18 protein-coding genes and 1 tRNA gene are annotated in these 23,750 nt (G+C 61.2%); 14 read left to right on the forward strand and 5 right to left on the reverse strand.

The annotated features are described in order from the left end of the window. Positions 1-18: 18 nt before the first annotated feature. A complete protein-coding gene (gene aceA, locus AC2444_RS01985; protein WP_012756106.1) occupies positions 19-1,308 on the reverse strand; it encodes an isocitrate lyase in 1,290 nt (429 codons plus the stop codon). Between the two features lie 190 nt (positions 1,309-1,498). Between aceA and AC2444_RS01990 the strand changes: the two genes are divergently transcribed. From AC2444_RS01990 to AC2444_RS02010, 5 genes are all read left to right on the forward strand, one after another. Continuing rightward, entirely contained in the window at positions 1,499-2,908 is a 1,410-nt protein-coding gene (locus AC2444_RS01990; protein ID WP_012756107.1) for a helix-turn-helix domain-containing protein, read from the forward strand. 126 nt (positions 2,909-3,034) lie between these two features. Beyond that, complete coding sequence (locus tag AC2444_RS01995) at positions 3,035-4,132, forward strand: polyamine ABC transporter substrate-binding protein (RefSeq protein ID WP_012756108.1); 1,098 nt, start codon at positions 3,035-3,037, stop codon at positions 4,130-4,132. A gap of 113 nt (positions 4,133-4,245) precedes the next feature. Next, a complete protein-coding gene (locus tag AC2444_RS02000) occupies positions 4,246-5,388 on the forward strand; it encodes an ABC transporter ATP-binding protein (protein WP_012756109.1) in 1,143 nt (380 codons plus the stop codon). Between the two features lie 4 nt (positions 5,389-5,392). Beyond that, complete coding sequence (locus tag AC2444_RS02005; protein ID WP_012756110.1) at positions 5,393-6,304, forward strand: ABC transporter permease subunit; 912 nt, start codon at positions 5,393-5,395, stop codon at positions 6,302-6,304. Positions 6,305-6,307: 3 nt separating this feature from the next. Further along, on the forward strand, positions 6,308-7,126 hold the full coding sequence (locus AC2444_RS02010) for an ABC transporter permease (protein ID WP_012756111.1): 819 nt from the start codon (positions 6,308-6,310) through the stop codon (positions 7,124-7,126). Between the two features lie 89 nt (positions 7,127-7,215). Here the strand turns inward: AC2444_RS02010 and AC2444_RS02015 are convergent, their stop codons facing one another. Beyond that, on the reverse strand, positions 7,216-9,108 hold the full coding sequence (locus AC2444_RS02015) for an AsmA family protein (RefSeq protein ID WP_012756112.1): 1,893 nt from the start codon (positions 9,106-9,108) through the stop codon (positions 7,216-7,218). Between the two features lie 275 nt (positions 9,109-9,383). On the opposite strand from AC2444_RS02015, the gene AC2444_RS02020 reads away from it, so the two are divergent. Then, positions 9,384-11,336 carry an acetoacetate--CoA ligase gene (locus AC2444_RS02020; RefSeq protein WP_012756113.1) on the forward strand — a complete coding sequence of 651 codons (1,953 nt, stop codon included), beginning with the start codon at positions 9,384-9,386 and terminating at the stop codon, positions 11,334-11,336. 215 nt (positions 11,337-11,551) lie between these two features. Here the strand turns inward: AC2444_RS02020 and AC2444_RS02025 are convergent, their stop codons facing one another. Continuing rightward, positions 11,552-15,382: an ATP-binding protein gene (locus tag AC2444_RS02025; RefSeq protein WP_012756114.1), complete on the reverse strand. Its 3,831-nt coding sequence runs from the start codon at positions 15,380-15,382 to the stop codon at positions 11,552-11,554. A gap of 213 nt (positions 15,383-15,595) precedes the next feature. Between AC2444_RS02025 and AC2444_RS02030 the strand changes: the two genes are divergently transcribed. The 4 genes from AC2444_RS02030 to AC2444_RS02045 all read left to right on the forward strand — a co-directional run bounded on the left by AC2444_RS02030 (position 15,596) and on the right by AC2444_RS02045 (position 17,012). Further along, positions 15,596-16,045, forward strand: coding sequence for a phasin (locus AC2444_RS02030; RefSeq protein WP_003545621.1), 450 nt, complete (start codon positions 15,596-15,598; stop codon positions 16,043-16,045). A gap of 129 nt (positions 16,046-16,174) precedes the next feature. Further along, positions 16,175-16,251, forward strand: a tRNA-His gene (locus tag AC2444_RS02035). Positions 16,252-16,344: 93 nt separating this feature from the next. Continuing rightward, positions 16,345-16,788 carry a DUF4174 domain-containing protein gene (locus tag AC2444_RS02040; RefSeq protein ID WP_012756115.1) on the forward strand — a complete coding sequence of 148 codons (444 nt, stop codon included), beginning with the start codon at positions 16,345-16,347 and terminating at the stop codon, positions 16,786-16,788. A 56-nt stretch (positions 16,789-16,844) separates the two neighbouring features. After that, entirely contained in the window at positions 16,845-17,012 is a 168-nt protein-coding gene (locus tag AC2444_RS02045; RefSeq protein WP_012756116.1) for a hypothetical protein, read from the forward strand. On the opposite strand, the gene AC2444_RS02050 is transcribed toward AC2444_RS02045, so the two are convergent. Then, positions 17,009-17,890 (reverse strand): LysR family transcriptional regulator, encoded by an 882-nt coding sequence (locus AC2444_RS02050; RefSeq protein WP_012756117.1) that lies wholly within the window; start codon positions 17,888-17,890, stop codon positions 17,009-17,011. The two genes, AC2444_RS02045 and AC2444_RS02050, sit on opposite strands and share 4 nt — an antisense overlap. Next, entirely contained in the window at positions 17,887-18,201 is a 315-nt protein-coding gene (locus tag AC2444_RS02055) for a putative quinol monooxygenase (RefSeq protein WP_012756118.1), read from the reverse strand. Before AC2444_RS02055 ends, AC2444_RS02050 begins: the two co-directional genes overlap by 4 nt. Before the next feature lie 192 nt (positions 18,202-18,393). Between AC2444_RS02055 and AC2444_RS02060 the strand changes: the two genes are divergently transcribed. The 4 genes from AC2444_RS02060 to AC2444_RS02075 all read left to right on the forward strand — a co-directional run bounded on the left by AC2444_RS02060 (position 18,394) and on the right by AC2444_RS02075 (position 23,742). Then, entirely contained in the window at positions 18,394-19,890 is a 1,497-nt protein-coding gene (locus tag AC2444_RS02060; RefSeq protein WP_012756119.1) for a CoA-acylating methylmalonate-semialdehyde dehydrogenase, read from the forward strand. Positions 19,891-20,234: 344 nt separating this feature from the next. Beyond that, entirely contained in the window at positions 20,235-20,717 is a 483-nt protein-coding gene (rirA, locus tag AC2444_RS02065) for an iron-responsive transcriptional regulator RirA (RefSeq protein ID WP_012756120.1), read from the forward strand. Between the two features lie 338 nt (positions 20,718-21,055). Then, on the forward strand, positions 21,056-22,651 hold the full coding sequence (locus AC2444_RS02070) for an ABC transporter substrate-binding protein (protein WP_012756121.1): 1,596 nt from the start codon (positions 21,056-21,058) through the stop codon (positions 22,649-22,651). Positions 22,652-22,737: 86 nt separating this feature from the next. Continuing rightward, complete coding sequence (locus AC2444_RS02075) at positions 22,738-23,742, forward strand: ABC transporter permease subunit (protein WP_003556668.1); 1,005 nt, start codon at positions 22,738-22,740, stop codon at positions 23,740-23,742. Positions 23,743-23,750: the final 8 nt, after the last annotated feature.

Below are 23,750 nucleotides of genomic sequence, written 5' to 3' on the forward strand. Positions count from 1 at the left end.
CTTCTCCTCCTCTTCGACTTATTCCGCAGCCGGTTTGAACTGCGCATGCTCGGTCGAACCGTGCATCGCCGTGGTCGACGACCGGCCGCCGGTGATGGCGAGCGACACGGCGTCGAAATAGCCGGTGCCGACCTCGCGCTGGTGTTTGGTGGCGGTATAGCCATTGACCTCGGCGGCGAATTCCGCCTGCTGCAGCTCGGAATAGGCCGACATCTGCCGCTGCCGGTAGCCGCGCGCCAGCTCGTACATGCCGTAGTTCAGCTGGTGGAAGCCGGCGAGCGTGATGAACTGGAATTTGTAGCCCATCGCTCCGAGTTCGCGCTGGAACCGTGCGATCGTCGCCTCGTCGAGATTCTTCTTCCAGTTGAAGGAAGGTGAGCAATTATAGGCGAGCAGCTTGCCGGGATGGACCTTGTGCACGCCTTCGGCAAAGCGGCGCGCCTGATCGAGGTCCGGCTTCGAGGTCTCGCACCAGATGAGATCGCAATGCGGCGCATAGGCGACGGCGCGCGCGATACAGGGCTCGATGCCGTTTCGCACCTGATAGAAACCTTCGACCGTACGGCCGGCATCATAGTCGACGAAGGGTTGGTCGCGTTCGTCGATGTCCGACGTCAAGAGCTTTGCCGCTTCCGCGTCGGTGCGGGCGATGACCAGCGTCGCAACGCCCATGACGTCGGCGGCAAGCCGCGCGGCGTCGAGATTGCGGATATGGGCGGCCGTCGGGATCAGCACTTTGCCGCCGAGATGGCCGCATTTCTTCTCCGAAGCGAGCTGGTCCTCGAAGTGAACGCCCGCGGCACCCGCCTCGATATAGGCCTTCATGATTTCGAAGGCGTTGAGCGGTCCGCCGAAGCCTGCTTCCGCATCGGCAACGATCGGCGCGAACCAGGTCTCGACGGAAAGCCCCTGGGCTTCCGCGGTCTCGATCTGATCGGCGCGCTGCAGCGTGCGGTTGATGCGTTTGGCCAGTTCCGGACCGGCATTGGCCGGATAGAGGGACTGGTCGGGATACATCGCAGATGCCGTATTGGCGTCGGCCGCCACCTGCCAGCCGGAGAGATAGATCGCCTTCAGCCCGGCGCGCACCATCTGCATAGCCTGGTTGCCGGAAAGTGCGCCGAGCGCATTGACGAAATCCTCCTGATGCAGAAGCTGCCACAACCGATCCGCCCCCATTGCGGCCAGCGTATGGCTGAGCGCCACCGAGCCTCTGAGCCGCTGCACGTCTTCGGCCGAGTACGGTCTCTCGATGCCGTCGAAGCGATCGGCTAAAGCGTTTGGGACAAGCTTGTAAAAATCCGTCATGCTGTTCTCCTGACTAAAAGCTTGATAAAGGCTACTGCGTGACAAGATTGACAATATGAGGCGCTATGACCAGAAAAACCTTTGATTTCTTGTCTGGAAAGAGGTTAAGATGAGGAGGATTGACAGGGTGGCGCTGTGAATTTGTAAATTTTTGTAAATATGGCGCTCCTTGCCTGTCAAAGGATGTGACATGGCGGAACGGAAGATATTCGCAGGCCCGAAAGTCAGGCGCATCCGCAATGCGCTGGCGCTGACGCAGACCGCCATGGCCGAGGCGTTGGAAATATCGCCGTCCTATCTGAACCTGATCGAGCGCAACCAGCGGCCGCTGACGGTGCAGCTCCTTCTCAAGCTTGCAAGCGTCTACAGGGTCGATCTGGAAGAGTTGCGCGGACAGACCGGCGGCAGTCTCGGCCAGCTCAAGGAGGTCTTTGCCGATCCGCTGCTATCGGGCGAGCTGCCGGGTGATCAGGAATTGGTGGAGGTGGCCGAGGCCGCACCCAATGCCGCCAGCGGCATGATCAAGCTCTACCGCGCCTATCGCGAGCAGGCGGCGAGGCTGTCCGATCTGACGGTGCTGATGGCCGCCGAAGGGCATGCACCGGTCGCCGCCGGCCGGTTGCCGCTGGACGAGGTGCGCGAGACGCTGGAGCGCAGGTCCGGCTATTTCGCGCGGATCGAGACGGCGGCGGAAGCTTTTGCCGCAACGCTCCCCGGCGGCCTCGATCTTGCCGCCGGGCTGAAGGATTGGCTGCGCTCCGAGCGCGGCATCGCGGTGCGTGTCTTGCCCGTCCACGTCATGCCGGATCTGCGCCGTCGTTTCGATCGCCATTCGATGCGGCTTTTCATCTCGGAGCGCCTTTCGCAGGCCGACCGTGCGCACGAGATTGCGGTCGAGGCCGCGACTCTGGCCCTGCTGCCGGCAATCGATGCCGAGCTCGACGATCTCTCGCTCTCCTCCGCCGAGGCGCGCCGCATCGCCCGCTTCGAGCTTGCCCGCATCGCCGCGCTGGCGCTTGCAATGCCCTACGAGGCCTTTCTCTCGGCGGCGAAGGCGACGCGCTACGATATCGATATTCTGCGTGCGCGCTTCGGCGTCTCCTTCGGCCAGGCTGCTGCACGTCTTGCGATGCTGCAGCGCCCCGGGGCGGCCGCCATTCCCTTCTTCCTGATCGAGATCGATGCCGCCGGCCACCGGCTGCGCAGGGCGGGCGCCCAGGGCTTTCCGCAGGCCCGTTTCGGCGGCGGCTGTCCGAAGCTCAATCTCCATGCCGCTTTCCTGCAGCCGGGCCAGATCCTCGCCGAAACGGTCGTCATGCCTGATGGCGCATCCTTCCTGACGGTCGCCCGCACCCTGGAGGGACCGAGCGTCGAATTCGGCGAAAGGGTCAGGCGCACGGCGATCCTGATCGGCTGCGACGCTGCCCTTGGCGAGGGCGTGGTCTATGGGCAGGCGATGGCGCTCGAGCCGGTCGCGGTCGGTCCGGCCTGTCGCCTTTGCGAGCGGCGCGGCTGCCTTTCCCGGGCCGAGCCGCCGGTGACGAGACCGCTTGGGCTCGACGAGATGGTGGCAGGCCTCAGCGCCTTCGATTTCCAGTGATTGTGAAATCATTGAGGGCGCAGGATTTTGCGCTTGTGGGCTGTGAAATTCCTTCCTAGTCTGCATGGAAAACCAGAGGGAAAAGATGTCCGGGGGTGCGGAATCTTTGAACAAACAGGAGAAGTCATGAGGTCAACCATCCTATGCGTGACGGCCGCCGCTGTTACCGCACTCCTTGCTGCCGCGCCGGCCCTTGCGCAGGAGCGCGTGGTCAACGTCTACAACTGGTCGGATTATATCGACAGTTCCATCCTCGAGGATTTCACCAAGGAAACCGGCATCAAGGTCGTCTACGACACTTTTGATTCCAACGAGACGCTGGAAACCAAGCTCTTGGCTGGTGGTTCGGGGTACGACGTGGTCGTCCCCACGGTATCCTTCATGAAGCGCCAGATCGCCGCCGGCGTCTACCAGAAGCTCGACAAGTCGAAGCTGCCGAACCTGGTCAACATGTGGGACGTCATCATGAAGGGCGTGGCGTCCTTCGACCCCGGTAACGAATACAGCGTCGACTACATGTGGGGCACGACGGGCATCGGCTACAATGTCGACAAGGTCAAGGCTGCCCTCGGAACCGACGAAAAGCCCAATTGGGACGCGCTGTTCGACCCGGCGAAAGCAGCAAAGCTCAAGGATTGCGGCATCTACATGCTGGATTCCCCCACCGACGTGGTGCCCTCGGTGCTCGCCTATCTCGGGCTCAATCCGAACAGTACCGACGCTGCCGACCTCAAGAAGGCGCAGGCGGTCCTCACGGCCGTTCGTCCCTTCGTCCGCAAGTTCCATTCGTCCGAATATATCAGCGCGCTGGCGAACGGCGATATCTGCATCGCGCTCGGTTATTCCGGCGATATGTTCCAGGCCCGTGACCGTGCTAAGGAAGCCAATGTCGGCGTGAAGGTCGATTATTCGGTCCCGTCGCAGGGCGCCCAGATCTTCTTTGACGTCTTCGGCATTCCGAAGGATGCGCCGCATGTCGCCGAAGCCCATGAATTCATCAACTACATGATGAAGCCCGAAGTCGTCGCCAAGGCATCCAACGTCGTCTTCTATGCCAACGGCAACAAGGCGTCGCAGCAGTTCCTCGACAAGGAAGTCCTCGACGACACGGCGATCTACCCAACGCCCGAAGTCATGGCGAAACTCTTCACCGTTCCGCCGCTCGATCCGAAGGCGCAGCGGCTCGTGACGCGGCTATGGACCACCGTGGTCACCGGCCAATGATCTGATCGTGGCCCGGACGGAAACGTCCGGGCCTTTTTTTGACGATTCCAGTCGGGTGAAGCCGGGAACAAAAGCCGAGAACAAAAGAAAATAATGTATTTTCGGGGAACAATATGAAGTCTTTAGGCAATATTCGCCGCTCTTTCGCACCTTGGACCGATCCGTCCGCCAAGCCCTTCATATCGATCAAGAATGTCACCAAGCGTTTTGGCGATTTCACCGCCGTCGACAACCTGTCGCTCGACATCTATCACCGTGAGTTCTTCGCGCTGCTCGGCGCTTCGGGCTGCGGCAAGTCGACGCTTCTGCGCATGCTCGCCGGCTTCGAGCAGCCGACCTCGGGCGAAATCGTGCTCGACGGCACCGACATGGCCGGCACGCCGCCCTATAGGCGCCCCGTCAACATGATGTTCCAGTCCTATGCGCTTTTCCCGCACATGACGGTCGAGAAGAACATTGCCTTCGGCCTGAGACAGGACGGCATGGCGAAGGACGAGATGACCGACCGCGTCTTGCAGATGTTGAAGCTCGTCAAGCTGGAGCAATTTGCATCCCGCAAGCCGAACCAGCTTTCCGGCGGCCAGCGCCAGCGCGTCGCGCTGGCCCGCTCGCTCGCCAAGCGCCCCAAGGTGCTGCTGCTCGACGAACCGCTCGGCGCGCTCGACAAGAAGCTGCGCGAGGAAACCCAGTTCGAGCTGATGGACCTGCAGCAGAATCTCGGCCTCACCTTCGTCGTCGTCACCCACGATCAGGAAGAGGCGATGACCATGGCCGACCGTATCGCCGTCATGAGCCACGGCAAGGTCGTGCAGGTGGCGACGCCGGCCGAGATCTACGAGGCGCCGAATTGCCGTTTCGTCGCGGATTTCATCGGCGACGTGAACATCTTCGACGGCAAGGTCGCCTCATCGGGCAACGGCACCGTCGAGATATCAGTCGACAGCGGCTTCAGCGTGCGTGTCGCCGCCGCCGAGACTCCCTCGGCAGGCAGCGCCGTCGGCTTTGCCATCCGGCCGGAAAAGATGCGGGTCGGGCGCACGCCTCCCGCCAACGCGTCGGTTAACGCTGCGAGGGGCGAACTCTGGGACATCGCCTATCTCGGCGACATGACCGTCTTCCATGTGAAATTGCAGAGCGGCAACGTCGTCAAGGCATCCTCCCTCAACGCGCAGCGCTCCGTCGACGACCCCTTCACCTACGATCAGGAAGTCTGGGTCTCCTTCGACGAGAATGCCGGCGTCCTGCTGAAGGATTGACATCATGGGCAAGTTCACTTCCGGCCTCTACAATCGCCTCGTCATCGTCATCCCTTACGCCTGGCTACTGCTTTTCTTCCTGGCGCCTTTCTTCATCGTCTTCCGCATTTCGCTGTCGACGACGGCGATCGCCATGCCGCCCTATGAGCCTGTCTTCTCCTTCGCCGACGGCTGGGCCGGCCTCTTAAGCAAGATCGGCGAATTCTCTTTCGACAATTACACCTACCTCACCGACGACCCGCTCTATTTCAACGCCTATGTGTCGAGCGTGGTGATCGCCGGGATCTCCACCTTCCTGACGCTGCTGATCGCCTATCCGATCGCCTACGGCATGGCGCAGGCGCCACGTGGCCTGCGGCCGACGCTGGTGATGCTCGTCATCCTGCCCTTCTGGACGAGCTTCCTGATCCGCGTCTACGCCTGGATCGCCATCCTCAAGCCGGAGGGCCTATTCAACCAGCTGCTGCTGTCGCTGCACCTGATCGATACACCGCTGATCATCCTGAACACCAATACCGCCGTCTATATCGGCATCGTCTATTCCTATCTGCCCTTCATGGTGCTGCCGCTTTATTCGGCGCTCGAGAAGATGGACGGCACGTTGATCGAGGCTGCGCAGGATCTCGGCTGCCCGCCGATCACAGCCTTCTGGCGCATCACCTTCCCGCTGTCTATCCCCGGCGTGGTGGCCGGCTGCATGCTGGTCTTCATCCCGGCCGTCGGTGAATTCGTCATTCCCGATCTGCTCGGCGGGTCGCAGACGCTGATGATCGGCAAGACACTGTGGAACGAGTTCAATTCCAATCGCGACTGGCCGGTCTCCTCGGCGGTGGCGACCATCCTGTTGCTGATCCTGGTCATCCCGATCGTCTTCTTCCAGAATGTCCAGGCCAAGGCCGAAGAGCGGGGGAAATAAACCATGCTGAAATGGACCCGTTTCAACATCGTCTCCGTCACGCTCGGCTTCGCTTTCCTCTATCTGCCGATCGTGCTTCTCGTCATTTTCTCCTTCAACGAATCCAAACTCGTGACCGTCTGGGGCGGCTTCTCGACGAAATGGTATGTCTCGTTGATGAGCAATCAGGCCTTGCTCGACGCTGCGTGGGTGACGCTGCGCGTCGGACTGCTGTCGGCAACGTTTGCAACCATCCTCGGCACGATGGCGGCGCTGACATTGGTGCGCTACACGCGCTTTCGCGGACGCATGCTGTTTTCGGGCATGGTCTATGCGCCCCTCGTCATGCCGGAGGTCATCACCGGCCTGTCATTGCTGCTGCTCTTCGTCGCGATCGGTCTCGACCGCGGCTTCTGGACGATCACGCTCGCGCATACGACGTTGACCATGTGCTTCGTCGCCGTCGTCGTCCAGTCGCGCCTGCTGAGTTTCGATCATTCGATCGAGGAAGCGGCTCAGGATCTCGGCGCGCCGCCGGTGCGGACTTTCTTCGAGATCACCCTGCCGATCATCGCGCCCGCCGTCGCCTCCGGCTGGATCCTGGCCTTCACCCTGTCGCTCGACGATCTGGTGATTGCAAGCTTCACGTCGGGGCCTGGCGCCACCACGCTGCCGATGAGGATCTACAGCCAGGTCCGCCTCGGCGTAACGCCCGAGATCAATGCGGTGTGCACGATCCTGATCGGCATCGTCGCCCTCGGCGTCATCTGCGCCTCGATCATCACCAAGCGCCGCGAAACGCAGCGACAGAGGGACGAGCGCGCCGCTGCGGCCGGTGCGTGAGGTCTAAAGCGCGTGCTCCTCGCGCTCTATGTCTCTATTTTGCGCATGTCGTTATCGCGAAACCGCTGCACAGTTTTGCGCGACATGCTTCACTGCGCGTGGGGTGTATTGCCGAATAGCGGAACCGGCGAGATCACCGGGTTCGGCCATGAGCCGCCGATGAAGAACGGCAGAAGCGGCAGCTCCGCCGCCTTGGCCGGATCGGTTGCATCCAGTGATCCGGAAAGTGCCAGCCCGTTCGAATGATAGGTGATGATGCCGGAAAGCGTCAGTGTCTGTGTGGGTCCGGCGATATGGGCGTCATGGATCTCGGCGGAGCCGTTGGCGAAATCGGCCTGTAGGTTCAACTGGCTGAAGGCGAAGGCGCCGCCTGCTGCCGCGCTCAGCGGAAAGAACGGCTTTTCGGCTGCCTGCGTCCGAAGTGCCGTGGCATCGATGCCGGGAATCGTGCCTTCCCCGGTCCAGAAGTGCAGCTTGCCGGTGACGTCGGCAAGGCCGGTCGTCCAGATCGCCTTGGGCGACTGCAGGTCGAGATCGATCGATCCTGTCGCAAGCGGCAGCGGACCTTTCAACTGCAGGCGTTCTGCAAGGGCCGCGAAGTCGGCATCGCGGATCGACAGCCGCAGCTTGCCGCCGCCGTCGAAGTCGCGCTGCGTCGCTTCCAGATGCGCGGTCATTTCACCGCCTTCGAACTGGCTGTCGCCAATATCGAATTTCGCTTCGCCGCCGGCAACGATCACGCTGGCGCCAACGTCGGAAAGCTCGAAGAGACCCATCTGCGCGCGCCGCGCCGAAAGCCTGACGTCGATATCGAGCAGCCGCAATGGTCCGCTGATGCCGGCGGAAATTTCCTCCGCCTCGCCGGCCGCGAGGCGGAGCGCGAAGGCGTCGAGGAAGGGCTTGAGGTTCATCTGGTCGAAGGCGAGCGTGCCGCCGATTTTCGGTCGTTTGCCGGGTTGGGTGAAAAGGTCCATTACCCCGGTGGCGCTCGCTTCGTTCAACGAGAGGCTGAGATTGTTGAAACGCAGCCCATTACCCGACGACATGATGTCGGATTCCAGCGAGGCGCTCTTCAACGTTGCGATGCCGGGGATCGATTTGCCCGACCATGTCAGAAGTGCGGGCACATCGGGAATGGTGGCTGTGACATTGCCGGAAAGGGCCGAAAGGTTGGCGATGCTGGCAATGCCTTGGAAGTGCGCCGTCAACAGGTTTGATGTGAGCGACGTCCGTGTCTCGGCATTCCTGCCGGCAAAGGCGAGCAGCGGCTGGCGCGAGGCGAAATCGACTTTCAGGTCCTGGCCGTTGATGCGGGCGATGACGACCGACGAGATTGCGCCGGATAGTCTCGGCCAGGCGATATCTGCGGTGACGCTGTCGAAATGATAGGTCTTGGCGGACTTGATGTCGGTGACCACAAGCGTGCCGTCCTCGACGGTCACCGCGCCGATCTCGGCATCGAGATCGGGATCGAGCACCTCAGCTCCGTTTTCGTAGCGTACGCCGCTGATCGCGCGTGCGAGCAGGCCGGCATAACTCCAGTCGATCAGCCCTTTTTCGTCGCGCGTCAGCGCCAGGTTGGGGCGCACCAAGTGGAATTCGTGGAAGCTCGTCCGGCCTCGCAACGCATCGATGAGGCTGAAATCCGCCGACAGGCTTTCAATGCTGCCGAGCAGCTTATCGCCACTTTCGCGCGGTTGGCGGATGGTGATCTGGTTCAGCGTAATGCGCGGTGTCGGCCAGAATTCGAGAACCGGACTACCCTTGATCTCGGCATGGTATCCCGTCCATTTCGACAGCGCGTCCTCGATGCCGGAGCGCACGAAGCCGGTCGAGATGAGATAGGGTGCGGCAACCCTGAGCGCCACGAAAAGCGCCAGCGCGATCAGCAGGAATACCGTCGACAGGCGGGCGAAGGCCGGAAGCCAGCGCGAAACGGGTCCGATCTTCCTGCGCCACCTGCGATGTCTTGACGTGCTCATGATCTCCGCCGGCAAATTCAGCCGGTCATCCCGTTATGCGCTGATTTCGCCGGATATAGGAAATATCAGGCATATGCAAATCCCGACAGCGCCGCGCGTCTTTTCAGACGCGCAAAGGACGCTGTAGCACTTTCAATTAAATAGTTGGAGCATGATGTCGTCCGAAAACCGCTCACACTTTTCGACATCATACTCCAAGCGTCGGATCGCGTCGGTTCCACGCTTTATAATGCAATGCAGCATGATATAAGGACGGCATTGGGGAGGAGGATTGAATGCAGGATAACAGACCACTTTGGGTGCCCTCGGAGGATGCCATTGCAAAAAGCCCGATCCATGCCTTCATGGAGCGCTGCAATGCCGACTTCGGGCTCTCTCTTTCGGGCTTTGAGGATCTGCATGCATGGTCGGTGGCCGAGCGGGAGAACTTCTGGTCGGCCGTCTGGGATTTTTGCGGCGTGCAGGGGGAGCGTGGCGCAGAGGTGCTTGCCAATGGCGACCGCATGCTGGAAGCCCGCTTCTTTCCCGATGCGACGCTGAACTTCGCCGAAAACCTGCTGTCTGGCCGCGGTGACGGCGATGCGATCATCTTCCGCGGCGAGGACAAGGCCGAGGACCGCTGGTCGTGGGACCGGCTGCGCGCGCTGGTCTCGAAGCTGCAGCAGGCCTTTGTAGCACGCGGCATCGGCAAGGGCGACCGCGTCGCCGCGATGATGCCAAACATGCCGGAGACCGTCGCCGCCATGCTCGCCGCCGCCTCGATCGGCGCCATCTGGTCGTCGTGTTCGCCTGATTTCGGCGAGCAGGGTGTGCTCGACCGCTTCGGCCAGATTGAGCCAAGGCTGTTCATCGCCTGCGATGCCTATTGGTATTCCGGCAAGCTTCAGGATGTCGGCGCCAAGGTCGCCACGGTCGCAAAGACTTTGGCTATCCCCACGGTCATCGTCCATTACGCCGGCAATGCGGAGGCCGTGGCGCGAAAGACGCCGGGCGCTTTAACGCTTGAGGCCTTTGTCGCGCCCTATGAGGCAAGGGAGGTGGAGTTCACGCGGCTTGCCTTCGCGCATCCGCTTTACATCCTCTTTTCGTCAGGCACGACAGGCGTACCGAAATGCATCGTGCATTCGGCCGGCGGCACGCTGCTGCAGCACCTCAAGGAGCAGCGGCTGCATTGCGGCCTGCAGGCGGGCGAGAAGCTGTTCTATTTCACCACTTGCGGCTGGATGATGTGGAACTGGCTGGTCAGCGGTCTTGCCAGCGGGGCGACGCTCTGCCTGTTCGACGGCTCGCCCTTCGCCCCCGATGGCAACGTGCTGTTCGACTATGCCGAGGCCGAAAAATTCGTCATCTTCGGCACCTCGGCGAAATATATCGATGCGGTGCGCAAAGGCGGGCTGACGCCGCGCGTCAGCCACGATCTCTCCAGCCTGCGGCTGATGACCTCCACCGGTTCGCCGCTGTCGCCGGAAGGGTTCACCTTCGTCTACGAAGGCATCAAGAAAGATGTACAGCTCGCCTCGATATCAGGCGGCACCGATATCGTCTCCTGCTTCGTACTCGGCAATCCGCTGCAGCCGGTCTGGCGCGGCGAGATCCAGGGGGCCGGCCTCGGCCTTGCGGTCGATGTCTGGAACGATGACGGCAAGCCGGTGCGCGGGGAGAAGGGTGAACTCGTCTGCACCAAGGCCTTCCCCTCGATGCCGGTGATGTTCTGGAACGACCCCGATGGCGCCAAATATCGCGCCGCCTATTTCGACCGGTTCGACAATGTCTGGTGCCACGGCGATTTCGCCGAATGGACGGAGCATGGCGGCCTGGTCATCCACGGCCGTTCGGATGCGACGCTCAATCCTGGCGGTGTTCGCATCGGCACGGCCGAGATCTACAATCAGGTGGAGCAGATGGCGGAGGTGGCCGAGGCGCTGTGCATCGGCCAGGACTGGGACGACGACGTACGCGTCATCCTTTTCGTCCGACTTGCCCCCGATGTGAAGCTGACCGAGGATCTCGTCAAGGCGATCAAGAGCCGCATCCGCACCGGCGCCTCGCCGCGGCATGTGCCGGCGAAGATCATCGCGGTTGCCGATATTCCCCGCACCAAGTCCGGCAAGATTGTCGAGCTTGCCGTGCGCGAGGTCGTTCACGGCCGGCCGGTGAAGAACCAGGAAGCGCTTGCCAATCCAGAGGCGCTGGGGCTCTTTGCCGGGCTAAGCGAACTGAGGGATTGACAGCGATCGCACATTACAAGCTGTCACCCTTTATCAATCTCCTGTCATGGAAACCTTTCGTTAAGAAAGGTTTGTCAAAGGTGAAGCTAACTTGGGGGCCGCACATGAACGATGCGGCCTGGGGCCTTCCGGCCTCCGAAACATGACGTTGATCGACTGAGCTCTTGTTGAACAGCACCAAATTCAAAGGCGGCCTCTTGGCTGCCTTTTCTTTATCAACCGGCCAGCACGCGTTGCGACGGGAAGGTGATCTCGACGAGCGTGCCCTCGTTCGGCGCCGAATTGATCGTGAAAGTCGCCCGGTTGGCATCGACCATCGCCTTGGTCAGCGGCAGGCCGAGCCCGGTGCCGTCGCCGCGATGACGCGATTGGGTCGAGGAGACCTGCCGGAACGGCTTCATCGCCTGGTCGAGTTCGCTGCGCGTCATGCCGATGCCGGTATCGCGGACCCTGAGGACAACGCTGCCATTCGCCTCATAGGACGTCGAAACGACGATCTGCCCGCCTGACGGGGTGAAGCGGATGGCGTTCGACAGGATGTTCAGCGCGATCTGCTTGATCGAGCGCAGATCCGCTACGACCTCAGGTACTGCCTGCGACAGCGCCGTGCGGATGATGACGCGCTGGCCGTTCGCCTGCGGCTGCACCAGAGCCACGGCTTCGGAAACCGCCTCGTTGAGGCCGACGGCGGCAAAATCGAGATCCATCTCGCCCGCCTCGATCTTCGAGATGTCGAGCAGGTCGTTAACGATATCGAGGACGTGCCGGCCGGAGCGGCCGATGTCGTTGGCATATTCGATATAACGCGGATGGCCGATCGGCCCGAAGCGCTCGCCGGCCATCATATCGGAAAAGCCGATGATGGCGTTGAGCGGCGTGCGGATCTCATGGCTGACGCGGGCGAGGAAATCGGTCTTGTGGGCGTTGGCGGTTTCGGCAGCGCCCTTGGCGTTGCGCAGCTCGTCCTCGGTGCGCTTCCACTGGGTGATATCGCGGATGACGGCGCAATAGCCGTTGGAGGAGGTGAGCTGGCCCATCGTCATGAACAGCGGCACGAAGCCACCGGCGGCCTCGCGGCCGATCACTTCGCGCCCGTCGTTCAACACGCTTGCCACGCCATGGCCGGAGAGGCCGTTCAGATAGTCGATGACTGCCTTCTGGCTCTCATGGGCAAACAGCATGACGAAGGGTTTGCCGCGCGTCTCCTGTTCGTCGTAATTGAAAAGCGCGCTGGCCGACCGGTTCATCGAGCGGATGTCGCCCTCGGTGCCAATGACGACGACGCCGTCGGTCGCCGTTTCCAGGATCGAGCGCAATTCCTCCACTTCGACCTGGAGTTTAGCGACCTTCTCGACCATCCGCTCGGGGCGGTCTTCGGACCGACCGTCGAAACGGTTTGCGTCGCCGCGGCCATCTTCCTTGCCTTCCACCGGCATCAGCGCCAGCATCAGGGCGTTGGCGTCTTCCCAGCGCACCGATTGCAGCCGCGCGGTCACCGGCGCCAGCGTATCATCGGCCTTGACGAGCATCATGGTGCCGGAGCCCGCGGCCTTCTCCTCGAGTTCGCGGCGCTGCAGCAGACCTTCGATGCCGCCTACCTCGCGCAATGCGTCGAGCGAACCGTAGCCCGTCAGCCGCATGAATTCCGGATTGGCGTGGATCAGCGCATCGCCGATATGGATGAGCACGGCAACAGGCAGTTGGTCGACCGTGCCCACCGAAAGCCCGTCCGTCATCTTGATGCGCGGCGGGATGAAGCTTGTGAGAACCTCGATCTGGCTGGCCGTCTCCTCCAGCCCTTCCGTCGCCTCGTCCTCGACTATGACAGCCGGCTCTTCGGTGGCGCCGTCGTCTTCGCGCTCCGCCTCAACGGCATTCTCGAAGATCGCCTCCTGCGGCGCGATCTCCTCGAGCGACGGTATGTCCGCCTGGTCGGCGGTGGGTGTTTCGGCCCCGAACGCTTCGGGTCCGGAGGCCTCGTTGAAGGCGGCCGTTTCCGTGGCGTTGGGTTCCATCGGCGCCGGGGCGGCGGGCTCGTCCTTGTTGGCGCCGAAGGCTTCGAGGCGCTTGGCGATCTCGCGGAAATTGGCCTGTTCGGCGGCCGTCAGTCCGGCACCGGTGTTGTGGAGCTGAACGATCTTGTCGGAGAAACGGCGATTAGGCGTTTCCGAAATCCGAAGCGCCGGCGGCTCTTGCGGAAGTTCCGCTACCGGCTCGGCGGCGGAAATGTCGCCGGCATCGGCGCTGCCTTCCGCTTTTTCGGCAGCACTTTCTTGGGCAGGTATCTCGGCCGCCTGCTCGGTGGCAATCTCTTCCGGCGCTGGCTCCGCCTGTGGTTCGCTTGCCGTAAGCGCCTGATCCTCGACCTCCTGCGTCGGGGAGGGATCGATCAGGGGCTCTTCAAGCACTGTCTCCGCTTCGTGCGCCACCTCGGCAATGGTCTCGGCGGGCGGGCCGAGGCTCGCTGCATCATGGCCGATACCATCAGGGCCGAGTGTCAGGCCAAGCGCCAGCGGATCTTCCTGCGCGTCGGAAAGCCGGACGACGCCGAAGCCGCGGAAGCCATCGAAGTCGCGGTTGCGGGTATAGGTCGGCAGCGCCGCCAGATCGACCGGAACAACGAGGCTGGTGCCTTCGACCGGCCAGAGGATCGTCTTGCCCGACCATGTGTCACGGCGGGCGAGCGCCTCGGAAAGCTTGCCGTCAGGATCGAGATTGAAGAGGGCGGCGACATCGCCGAAGGCAGAGCCGATGATGTCGGACGCATGCGGACCGACGGCCGCGGCAAATTCGTGGCTGACTTCGTTGAATCGGCCTTCGGCGTCGATCTTCCAAACGAAGCGCGTGGCGCGGCTATTTGGCCTGAAAACGAAGCCCGACTCAGCCTCAAGCTGAGGGGCAGGGGGCACGTCGGGGACCACAGGCGTTGCGATAGCGGTCTCTTCGTGGACTGCTTCCGGCGCGTCTTCGATAGGCGTTTCGCTGGCTTCAACAGGCGGTTCCGCCGTCTCCGCAATGGAAGTCACATCGTCCTCAATGACCGCGGCGGGCTCATCCGCGCTGCTATCGGTCACGCCGTCGTCGCTCTTCGGCTCCGCGTCCTCGGCAGGATCCATCCCGTCAATCGCCTCGTCTGCGGATGCCACAGCTATCTCAGCCGGCTGCTCGTTTTCGCCGGTGATCTCCTCGAGCGTCTCCTCGACCTCTTCGATCCCCGAGACCGCGTCGATGATTTCGGTGAAGCCTGTAGCGGCGACGGGTTCGTCCTGAAGCACCTCCATCGGCGGCGCGCTTTCTTCCTGTGCGGGCGCATCGACTGGATCGAGCGCGGGCGCATCGACCGGGGCGAGCGCGGGCGCATCGACCGGGTCAAGATGACCGACCGCGGTCTCGACAGCAAAGAGCAGATTGAGCGCCGGATCGTCGCTGAGCTTGCCGACCGCGGCCGGGAGATTGCCTCTGCCGGTGGCGACAGGTCGCTTCACCAGCCGGTCGGGATGCGCGCCGGCAAGGTTGATCAAGGTCTTTGCCGTCTGCTCGGAGATCCCGAGCGAGGCAAAGCCCGGCGAAGCGGCGATGACCTCACCATTGGCGCCGATCACCGCCATATGCGTGTCGGGATCATCGAGCCCCTGCAGCATCTGGGCCGCCGATGCGCCGGCCGCGAGTGGTTTTGCCGAGACCGGCACTGAAAACAGGATGGCCTGTTCGCCCTGAGAAAGCCGGATCAGTTCGGCAGCCGCCTGCACCTGCGCACGCTGAAAGCCCTTGGCGACGCGGATCATCAGGCTGCGGCTGTCGCCGATATCGGTCAGCTGGCGCGCGGCGGTTTCCAGCTGGCGGAAGGTGATGTCGGCGCGGTCGACCCCCTGATCGAGCAGATCATAGACCGCCGAATGGCCGAAAAGCTCGGCACCCGCACCGTTCGCCCAGAGCAGACGGGCGAGATCGGCCGAAAACAGCACCATGGCCTCGCCGCGTGAAAAGCGTTCCCGTACCCGTGCATGCACGGCGATATCGATGAACGGATATTGGACTGCGGGCATGTTCGAACCTTGTCGCTGTCGGCCTTCTTAAATTAACGGCTTATTAATAACTGCGGGGCGCATGCCGGTCCAGAAGAGGAGGGGGTTTTCGGCCGGAAAGGTTAACGTCTTGTGCATCGCACAATAATTGTTGCAATGCACAATAGAATGTCTTATATAAGCATCATCCAACAAACGCAGGCAGCGGCTGCCTCAACCCAAAGGATGCGACCCATGGCTACCATAAAGACCGACGACGTTTTTTCAATCGCTTCTTTCGACCCGTCCAAGTTCACGGAATCTTTCCGTGAATTCGCCGAAAAGGGCGCTCAGCAGTCGAAGGATGCCTATGCCAAGCTGAAGACCGCTGGCGAGGAAGCCGGCAAGACGCTCGAAGCCACCGTCCAGACGGCACAGGCCGGCAGCGTCGAGATCGGCCTGAAGGCGATCGACATCCTGCGCATCAATTCCGAGAACTCGCTGTCGCACTTCGAAGCGCTGCTCGGTGTCAAGTCCCCGGCCGAATTCTTCGAGCTGCAGACCTCGTTCATCCGCAAGCAGGCCGAACTCACCGTCGAGCAGGCGAAGTCGATCCAGGAAACCACCAAGCAGGTGGCCGAGAAGCTCGCAAAGCCCTCCAAGGACGCCGCCGAAAAGGCCATGGCTTCCTTCAAGGTTGCCTGATCGGTCCTTACCGATCGGAGATAAAGGCTGGACCTCGTGTCCAGCCTTTTTGTATATTGACGAGGAATGGGGCTTGAATTCATCTCCAAGTCCTCGTATGTGACCCCCGTCGCGCCAAGCGCGATTTATGCGGTTGTAGCTCAGTTGGTTAGAGCGCAGGTTTGTGGCACCTGAGGTCGGAGGTTCGAGACCCCCCAACCGTACCATCTCCCCCACGTCAAGAATGAGAAACTGGTCCTATCGTTTCGATGGAACCCATGCGGCACCGGATCGTTCTCCATGTTAACGGGAGAATACGCATGTCGAAAACCCTTCTCTACGGTGCGACGAAGATCGACGAGACCAACAGCGCTTACGCGCCGATGGAAAGTCTTGCTGCGTTTCAGTGGAAGAACCGCGTCTTCATCCTTTTCGCCGACAGGGATAATTCCCGCGCCTCCCGGCAGGAGAACCAGCTACTGGCTGATCGCTCCGCCCTCGATGACCGGCACCTGGTGGTGCTGAAGATTTCCGGCGCTGGCGTTCGGCCGCTCTTCGGTGCGGCCGACGGCCTCGACGGCGAAGCGATCCGCCGCGATCTCGAGGCACCGGAGGTCGGCGAATTCGCCGCTTTCCTTCTCGGCAAGGACGGCACCGTCAAGCTCGAGATCAGCGAGCCGATTACCGATGGCGAGCTCTTCGCCATCATCGACAGCATGCCGATGCGCGCTGCCGAATCGCTGAAGCCGGACAAGTCGTCCTGATATCGCTGAGAATCAAGATCACGAAGCAGAACCAAGATCATGAAAGGGAGGCGGTCATGTCCGTGCCCAACGAACCCATTCCCGATCAGCCGCCGATGCCCGCGCCCGGCTGGAAGCCGGTGCCGCCGATCAAGGAACCGGAGCCGGACAGGCTGCCCGACGAGGCGCCGGTTCCAAATCCCGACGAGAACGACGAGCCGGCAAAACACACTTTCGAGACTTAAAGGAAAATGTGCCGTTCGGCGCTGACAAGCTCCTGGAGGAAATCGGCGACGCTCCGGACGCGTAGCAGGTCGCGCGCCGTTTCGTGATAGGTCGTCCAGTAGGCGCGCCGGATCGAAACCTCCGGCAGGATGCGCTGGAGTTCCGGATATTGCCTGGCGATATAATCGTGCAGGATGCCGATGCCGGCACCTGTTCGTACCGCCTCGGTCTGTCCGATCGCCGTCGAAATCTCGAAGCCTGCATCCCAGCTCCGCATGACTGCGCCGGAAAAATTCAGGGACGCGGTGAAGATCAGGTCTTCGACATAGCCGATGCGGCGATGCGCCTTGAGCGCGTCGATATCGGCGGGTGTGCCCTGGGCGGCGAGGTATGCGCGTGAGGCATAGAGACCGAGCGTGTAGTCGGTGAGCTTGGAGGAGACGAGCCGGCCTTGTTCGGGCCGCTCCAGCGTGATGGCGATATCGGCCTCGCGCTGCGACAGCGAGAAAGAGCGCGGCACCGGTACGAGCTGGATCTTCAGCTCCGGATGACGCTCGATCAATCTGCCCATGCGCGGCGCAAGAAAGGAAACGCCGAACCCATCAGGCGCGCCGACGCGCACGGTCCCGGCGATTGCCGTATCGGTGTGGCCGAGGCTGGCCTGTGCTGCGAGCATTTCCGTTTCCATCCGCTCCGCGGATGCCAGGAACACTTCGCCTTCGGCCGTCAGTTCGCAGCCATTCGTGCGGCGGATGAAAAGCCGCGTCTTCAGCGCCTCTTCGAGCGAAGTCAGTCGACGCGAGAGCGTGGCGTGATTGAGCCCCAGCCGCTTCGAAGCGGCAAGGATCTGCCCGGTGCGGGCGACGGCGAGGAAAATACGAACATCGTCCCAGTTCATGGCTTGGCACGCATTGCGATCGGATCGACCTCGATAAAAGTCAGCGACGTGACCATGTGTGCCGTCTGGTTCTTGTATTTAATGAAATGCGGTGTTCGCAGATGGGCCTCGTATGCTTCCTGGTCGGCGTAGACTTCAAGGATACGGATCCGGTTTGGGTTGTTCCTGATGGAAACGGCGCTCAGGGAAAGGACGCCGTCTTCCAGCGCGATGGATGCTTCGATCTCTTCCGTGAGCAATGCGCGATAGGTTTCAAGCGTGTCCGGCTCGATCTCCAACTCCGCCATTCTGACGACGGGTTTCCGGTTCATCGGTTTGACCTCCCCCAGGGTTTGACTTGTCGGAGTTTGACTTGTCGGCGTGCGGTGCCAAGTTTGAAGCAGCCGCAGCGCCCAATGCAACGACAGGGCTATAATTTACGCACAACGGTTGCTTATATCAGCGCATTGATTTGTGCAAATTGAAGTGCGATTGTCGGCCATCGAAAAACAGGAGGAACACCCATGCGTGAGATCGGTCATTTCATCGGCGGCAAACATGTTGCCGGCACCAGCGGCCGCGTGAGCAATGTCTACAATCCGGCGACGGGCGAAGTGCAGGCGACGGTCGCACTCGCAAGCGTCGAGGAACTGCGCGCCGCCGTCGAAAACGCCAAGGCTGCGCAGCCGAAATGGGCTGCCACCAATCCGCAGCGCCGCGCCCGCGTCTTCTTCAAATTCGTCGAACTCCTGAACAAGCACATGGACGAGCTTGCCGAAATCCTCTCCAAGGAACACGGCAAGACGATCGAGGATGCCAAGGGCGACGTCATCCGCGGCCTCGAAGTCTGCGAATTCGTCTGCGGCATCCCGCATCTCGCCAAGGGCGAATTCACCGAGGGCGCAGGCCCGGCGATCGACATGTATTCGATCCGCCAGCCGGTCGGCATCGGCGCCGGCATCACGCCTTTCAACTTCCCCGGCATGATCCCGATGTGGATGTTTGCGCCGGCGATCGCCTGCGGCAACGCCTTCATCCTGAAGCCCTCCGAGCGTGATCCCTCCCTGCCGATCCGTCTCGGTGAACTGATGATCGAGGCCGGCCTGCCCGCCGGCATCCTCAACGTCGTCAATGGCGACAAGGGTGCTGTCGACGCGATCCTCACCGATCCCGATATCGGCGCCGTCTCCTTCGTCGGCTCGACGCCGATCGCCCGCTACGTCTACGGCACCGCGGCGATGAACGGCAAGCGCGCCCAGTGCTTCGGCGGCGCCAAGAACCACATGATCATCATGCCGGATGCGGACCTGGATCAGGCCGTCAACGCGCTGATGGGCGCAGGCTACGGTTCGGCCGGCGAGCGCTGCATGGCGATCTCGGTTGCCGTTCCGGTCGGCGAGGAGACTGCCAACCGCCTCGTCGAGAAGCTGACGCCGAAGATCGAATCCCTGCGTATCGGCCCCTATACCGACGACAAGGCCGACATGGGCCCGCTCGTCACCAAGGAAGCCTATACCCGTGTTCGCGGCCTGATCGACCGCGGCATCGAGGAAGGCGCCAAGCTCGTCGTCGACGGCCGCGATTTCAAACTCCAGGGCTATGAAGACGGCTATTTCGTCGGCGGCTGCCTGTTCGATCACGTCACGCCGGAGATGGATATCTACAAGACAGAGATCTTCGGACCTGTCCTCTCCGTCGTTCGCGCCAACAACTATGAGGAAGCGCTGTCGTTGCCGATGAAGCACGAATACGGCAACGGCGTTGCGATCTACACCCGCGACGGCGATGCCGCCCGCGATTTTGCCTCGCGCATCAATATCGGCATGATCGGCATCAACGTTCCGATCCCGGTTCCGCTCGCCTACCACTCCTTCGGCGGCTGGAAGGCCTCGAGCTTCGGCGACCTCAACCAGCACGGCACGGATTCGATCAAGTTCTGGACGAAGACCAAGACCGTCACTGCTCGTTGGCCCTCCGGCATCAAAAGCGGCGCGGAATTCGTCATGCCGACGATGAAGTGATCGTCACGACATTCCGATCTGAAATCTGTAATTCGGGAGCCTTTTGGCTCCCGAATTTTTCCGCGTCATGCTGATTGCCGGCGATATCGGTCCGGCGCCGAGGATGTTCTGAGACACGGACGCGGTCTGCTGACCATCTCCTATTCCCCCAGTGCCGAGGTCAAACTGATGCGCAAGGCACGCCCGAGCGCAAGCAGGCGATCCTCGATGACGTCGAGGTCCCGGAGCGGGATTGACGTCGCGGCAAATGGCCTCATAAGCTGAATGAGAATTTCATATTTTGGAATTGTTCAAAACTAGCAAACCGCCTATATAGGTCTGAACAGACGAGTCAGGAGAATGGCATGCGGTTGACGAAGCAGACGAACTATGCGGTTCGCATGTTGATGTATTGTGCTGCCAATGACGGGCATTTGAGCCGGATTCCCGAAATCGCCAGGGCCTATGGCGTTTCCGAGCTCTTTCTTTTCAAGATCCTTCAGCCGCTGAACAAGGCGGGTCTGGTCGAAACCGTTCGCGGTCGCAATGGCGGCGTGCGCTTGGGCAAGCCGGCCGCCGACATTAGTCTTTTCGACGTCGTTCGGGTGACGGAAGACAGCTTCGCCATGGCCGAATGCTTCGAGGATGACGGTGAGGTCGACTGCCCGCTGGTCGATAGCTGTGGTTTGAATTCGGCGCTGCGCAAGGCGCTCAATGCCTTCTTCGCGGTGCTGTCGGAATATTCCATCGATGACCTCGTTAAGGCGCGTCCGCAGATCAATTTCCTTCTCGGAATCACCGGCGAGCCAGCCTATCGCAAACCCTCGATCGTTGCCCCCGCCGCCTGAATTCAAGATCATAATTTGCTTCTGAACCGCGGTTGCCCTGGCCACCGCGGTTTTTGTTTTTGCAGCGTCTGGGTGGTCTCCGGCATACGGGGAAATGCCGTCGGCATGTCGCGATGGGTGCGTTTTTATACCAAATGCGACAAAATTTCGGTCATTTTTGTGCGAAAATTTCCGAATGAGGCTGATTTTTGACGGAAAATTTCTAAAATTGTCCAGGTGGAAAAATTTTCTGCGTAGCCCGTTGCTTTCAGTAAATAAATATCGTTCCATCGAGCGTCGACCGAGATGCCAATCTACGGTCTCCAAACATCAAAAAAGAACAACCGGGAAACAATATTATGAAAAAGATCTCTGTCCTGCTGGCAGCGACGGCCTTGATTTCCGTCATGGCGACGTCGGCTTGGTCCAAGACCCTTGTTTATTGCTCCGAGGGCTCGCCGGAGGGCTTCGACCCGAGCCTCTATACGGCAGGCACGACCTTCGACGCGTCGTCGCGCACGGTCTATAGCCGCCTCGTCGAATTCAAGCATGGCGGTACCGAGATCGAACCGGGCCTGGCCGACAGCTGGAGCGTTTCGGCCGACGGCACGGAATACACCTTCAAGCTTCATCCTGGCGTCAAGTACCAGACCACCGACTTCTTCACGCCGACGCGCGATTTCAACGCCGACGACGTCGTGTTCTCCTTCGAGCGCCAGCTGAAATCCGACAATCCGTGGAACAAGTATGTCGAGGGCGGCTCTTACGAATACGCCGCCGGCATGGGCTTTCCCGAGCTGATCAAGTCTGTCGAGAAGGTCGATGACCTCACCGTCAAGTTCACGCTCAACCACCCCGAAGCGCCGTTCCTCGCCGACCTCGCCATGGACTTCGCCTCGATCGTCTCCAAGGAATATGCCGACAAGCTTGCCGCCGACGGCAAGATGGCGCAGCTCAACCAGCAGCCGCTCGGCACCGGCCCGTACACCTTCGTCGCCTACCAGCCGGATGCCGTCATCCGCTACAAGGCGAACGAAACCTATTTCAAGGGCAAGGAAAAGATCGACGATCTGGTTTTCGCCATTACCTCTGACGCCGCCGTGCGCGCCCAGAAGCTGAAGGCCGGCGAATGCCACCTGATCCCCTATCCGAATGCAGCCGACGTACCCGAACTGAAGAAGGATGAAAATCTGACCGTTCTGGAACAGGCCGGCCTCAATGTCGGCTTCCTCGCTTACAACACCCAGATGGCCCCGTTCGACAAGCCGGAAGTTCGCCGTGCGCTGAACATGGCGATCAACAAGCAGGCGATCATCGACGCCGTCTTCCAGGGTGCCGCGGCCGTTGCCAAGAACCCGATCCCGCCGACGATGTGGTCCTATAACGACGCCGTTCAGGACGACAAGTACGATCCGGACGCTGCCAAGAAGGCTCTTGCCGATGCTGGCGTCAAGGATCTCAGCATGAAGATCTGGGCAATGCCGGTGTCGCGTCCCTACATGCTGAACGCGCGCCGCGCCGCCGAACTGATGCAGGCGGATTTCGCCAAGATCGGTGTCAAGGTCGAGATCGTCACCCATGAATGGGCCGAATATCTGAAGCTCTCCTCCGACGTGAAGCGCGACGGCGCCGTCATCCTCGGCTGGACCGGCGACAACGGCGACCCGGACAACTTCATGGATACGCTGCTTGGCTGCGATGCCGTCGGCGGCAACAACCGTGCTCAGTGGTGCAACAAGGAATATGACGACCTGATGACCAAGGCCAAGCTGACGGCCGATGTCGGCGAGCGCACCAAGGCCTATGAGCAGGCGCAGCTGATCTTCAAGAAGGAAGCTCCCTGGGCAACCATCGACCATTCGCTCGTCTTCGTTCCGATGAGCAAGAAGGTCTCGGGCTTCCAGATGGACCCGCTCGGCATTCACCGTTTCGACGGCGTCGACGTATCCGAATAACAAGAATAATGTAAGAATGCCCGGCAAAGCTGGGCGCAGCCGGCGGTCAGGGTCTCCTGACCGCCGGAAACTATTGGACATCTGCCATGTTGCGTTTTTTTATCGGCCGCCTTGCGGTGCTGATCCCGACATTCCTCGGCGTTTCCCTCATTGCCTTCTCGTTCATCCGCATGCTTCCCGGCGATCCCGTCATGCTCCTGTCGGGGGAACGCGTCATGGCGCCGGAGCGGCACGCCCAGATCATGCATGATCTCGGTTTCGACCGGCCGATGTATGTGCAGTATTTCGATTATCTCGGAAAAATCCTGCATGGCGATCTCGGCACCTCGATCGTCACCAAGCGGCCCGTTCTCGGCGAATTCCTGACACTGTTTCCGGCAACGCTCGAGCTTTCGCTCTGTGCCATCATCCTCGCCGTCTGTCTTGGCGTGCCCGCCGGTATCTTTGCCGCCGTCAAGCGAGGCACGTGGTTCGACCAAAGCGTGATGGGTATTGCCCTTATCGGATATTCCATGCCGATCTTCTGGTGGGGGCTGCTGCTGATCATCTTCTTCTCCGGCTATCTCGGCTGGACGCCCGTTTCCGGCCGCATCTCGCTGATGTATTTCTTCAAGCCGGTCACCGGATTCATGCTGGTCGACAGCCTGCTGTCGGGCCAGAAGGGCGCGTTTTCCTCGGCCGTCAGCTACCTCATTCTGCCGACGATCGTGCTGGCGACCATCCCGCTTGCCGTCATCGCCCGCCAGACGCGTTCGGCGATGCTCGAGGTTCTGGGTGAGGATTATGTCCGCACGGCGCGCTCGAAGGGCCTGAAGCCGCTGCGCGTCGTCGGCGTGCATGCGCTGCGCAATGCAATGATCCCTGTCATCACCACCATCGGTCTGCAGATCGGCGTTCTTCTTGCCGGCGCCATCCTCACCGAGACGATCTTCTCCTGGCCGGGCATCGGCAAATGGATGGTCGATTCGGTGTTCAAGCGCGATTACGCCGTGGTCCAGGGCGGTCTTCTGCTGATCGCCGGCGTCATCATGCTGGTCAACCTGATTGTTGATGTTCTCTACGGCTTCATCAATCCGCGCATTCGTCATTAGGAGCGGCC

Source organism: Rhizobium sp. WSM1328, assembly GCF_057653715.1.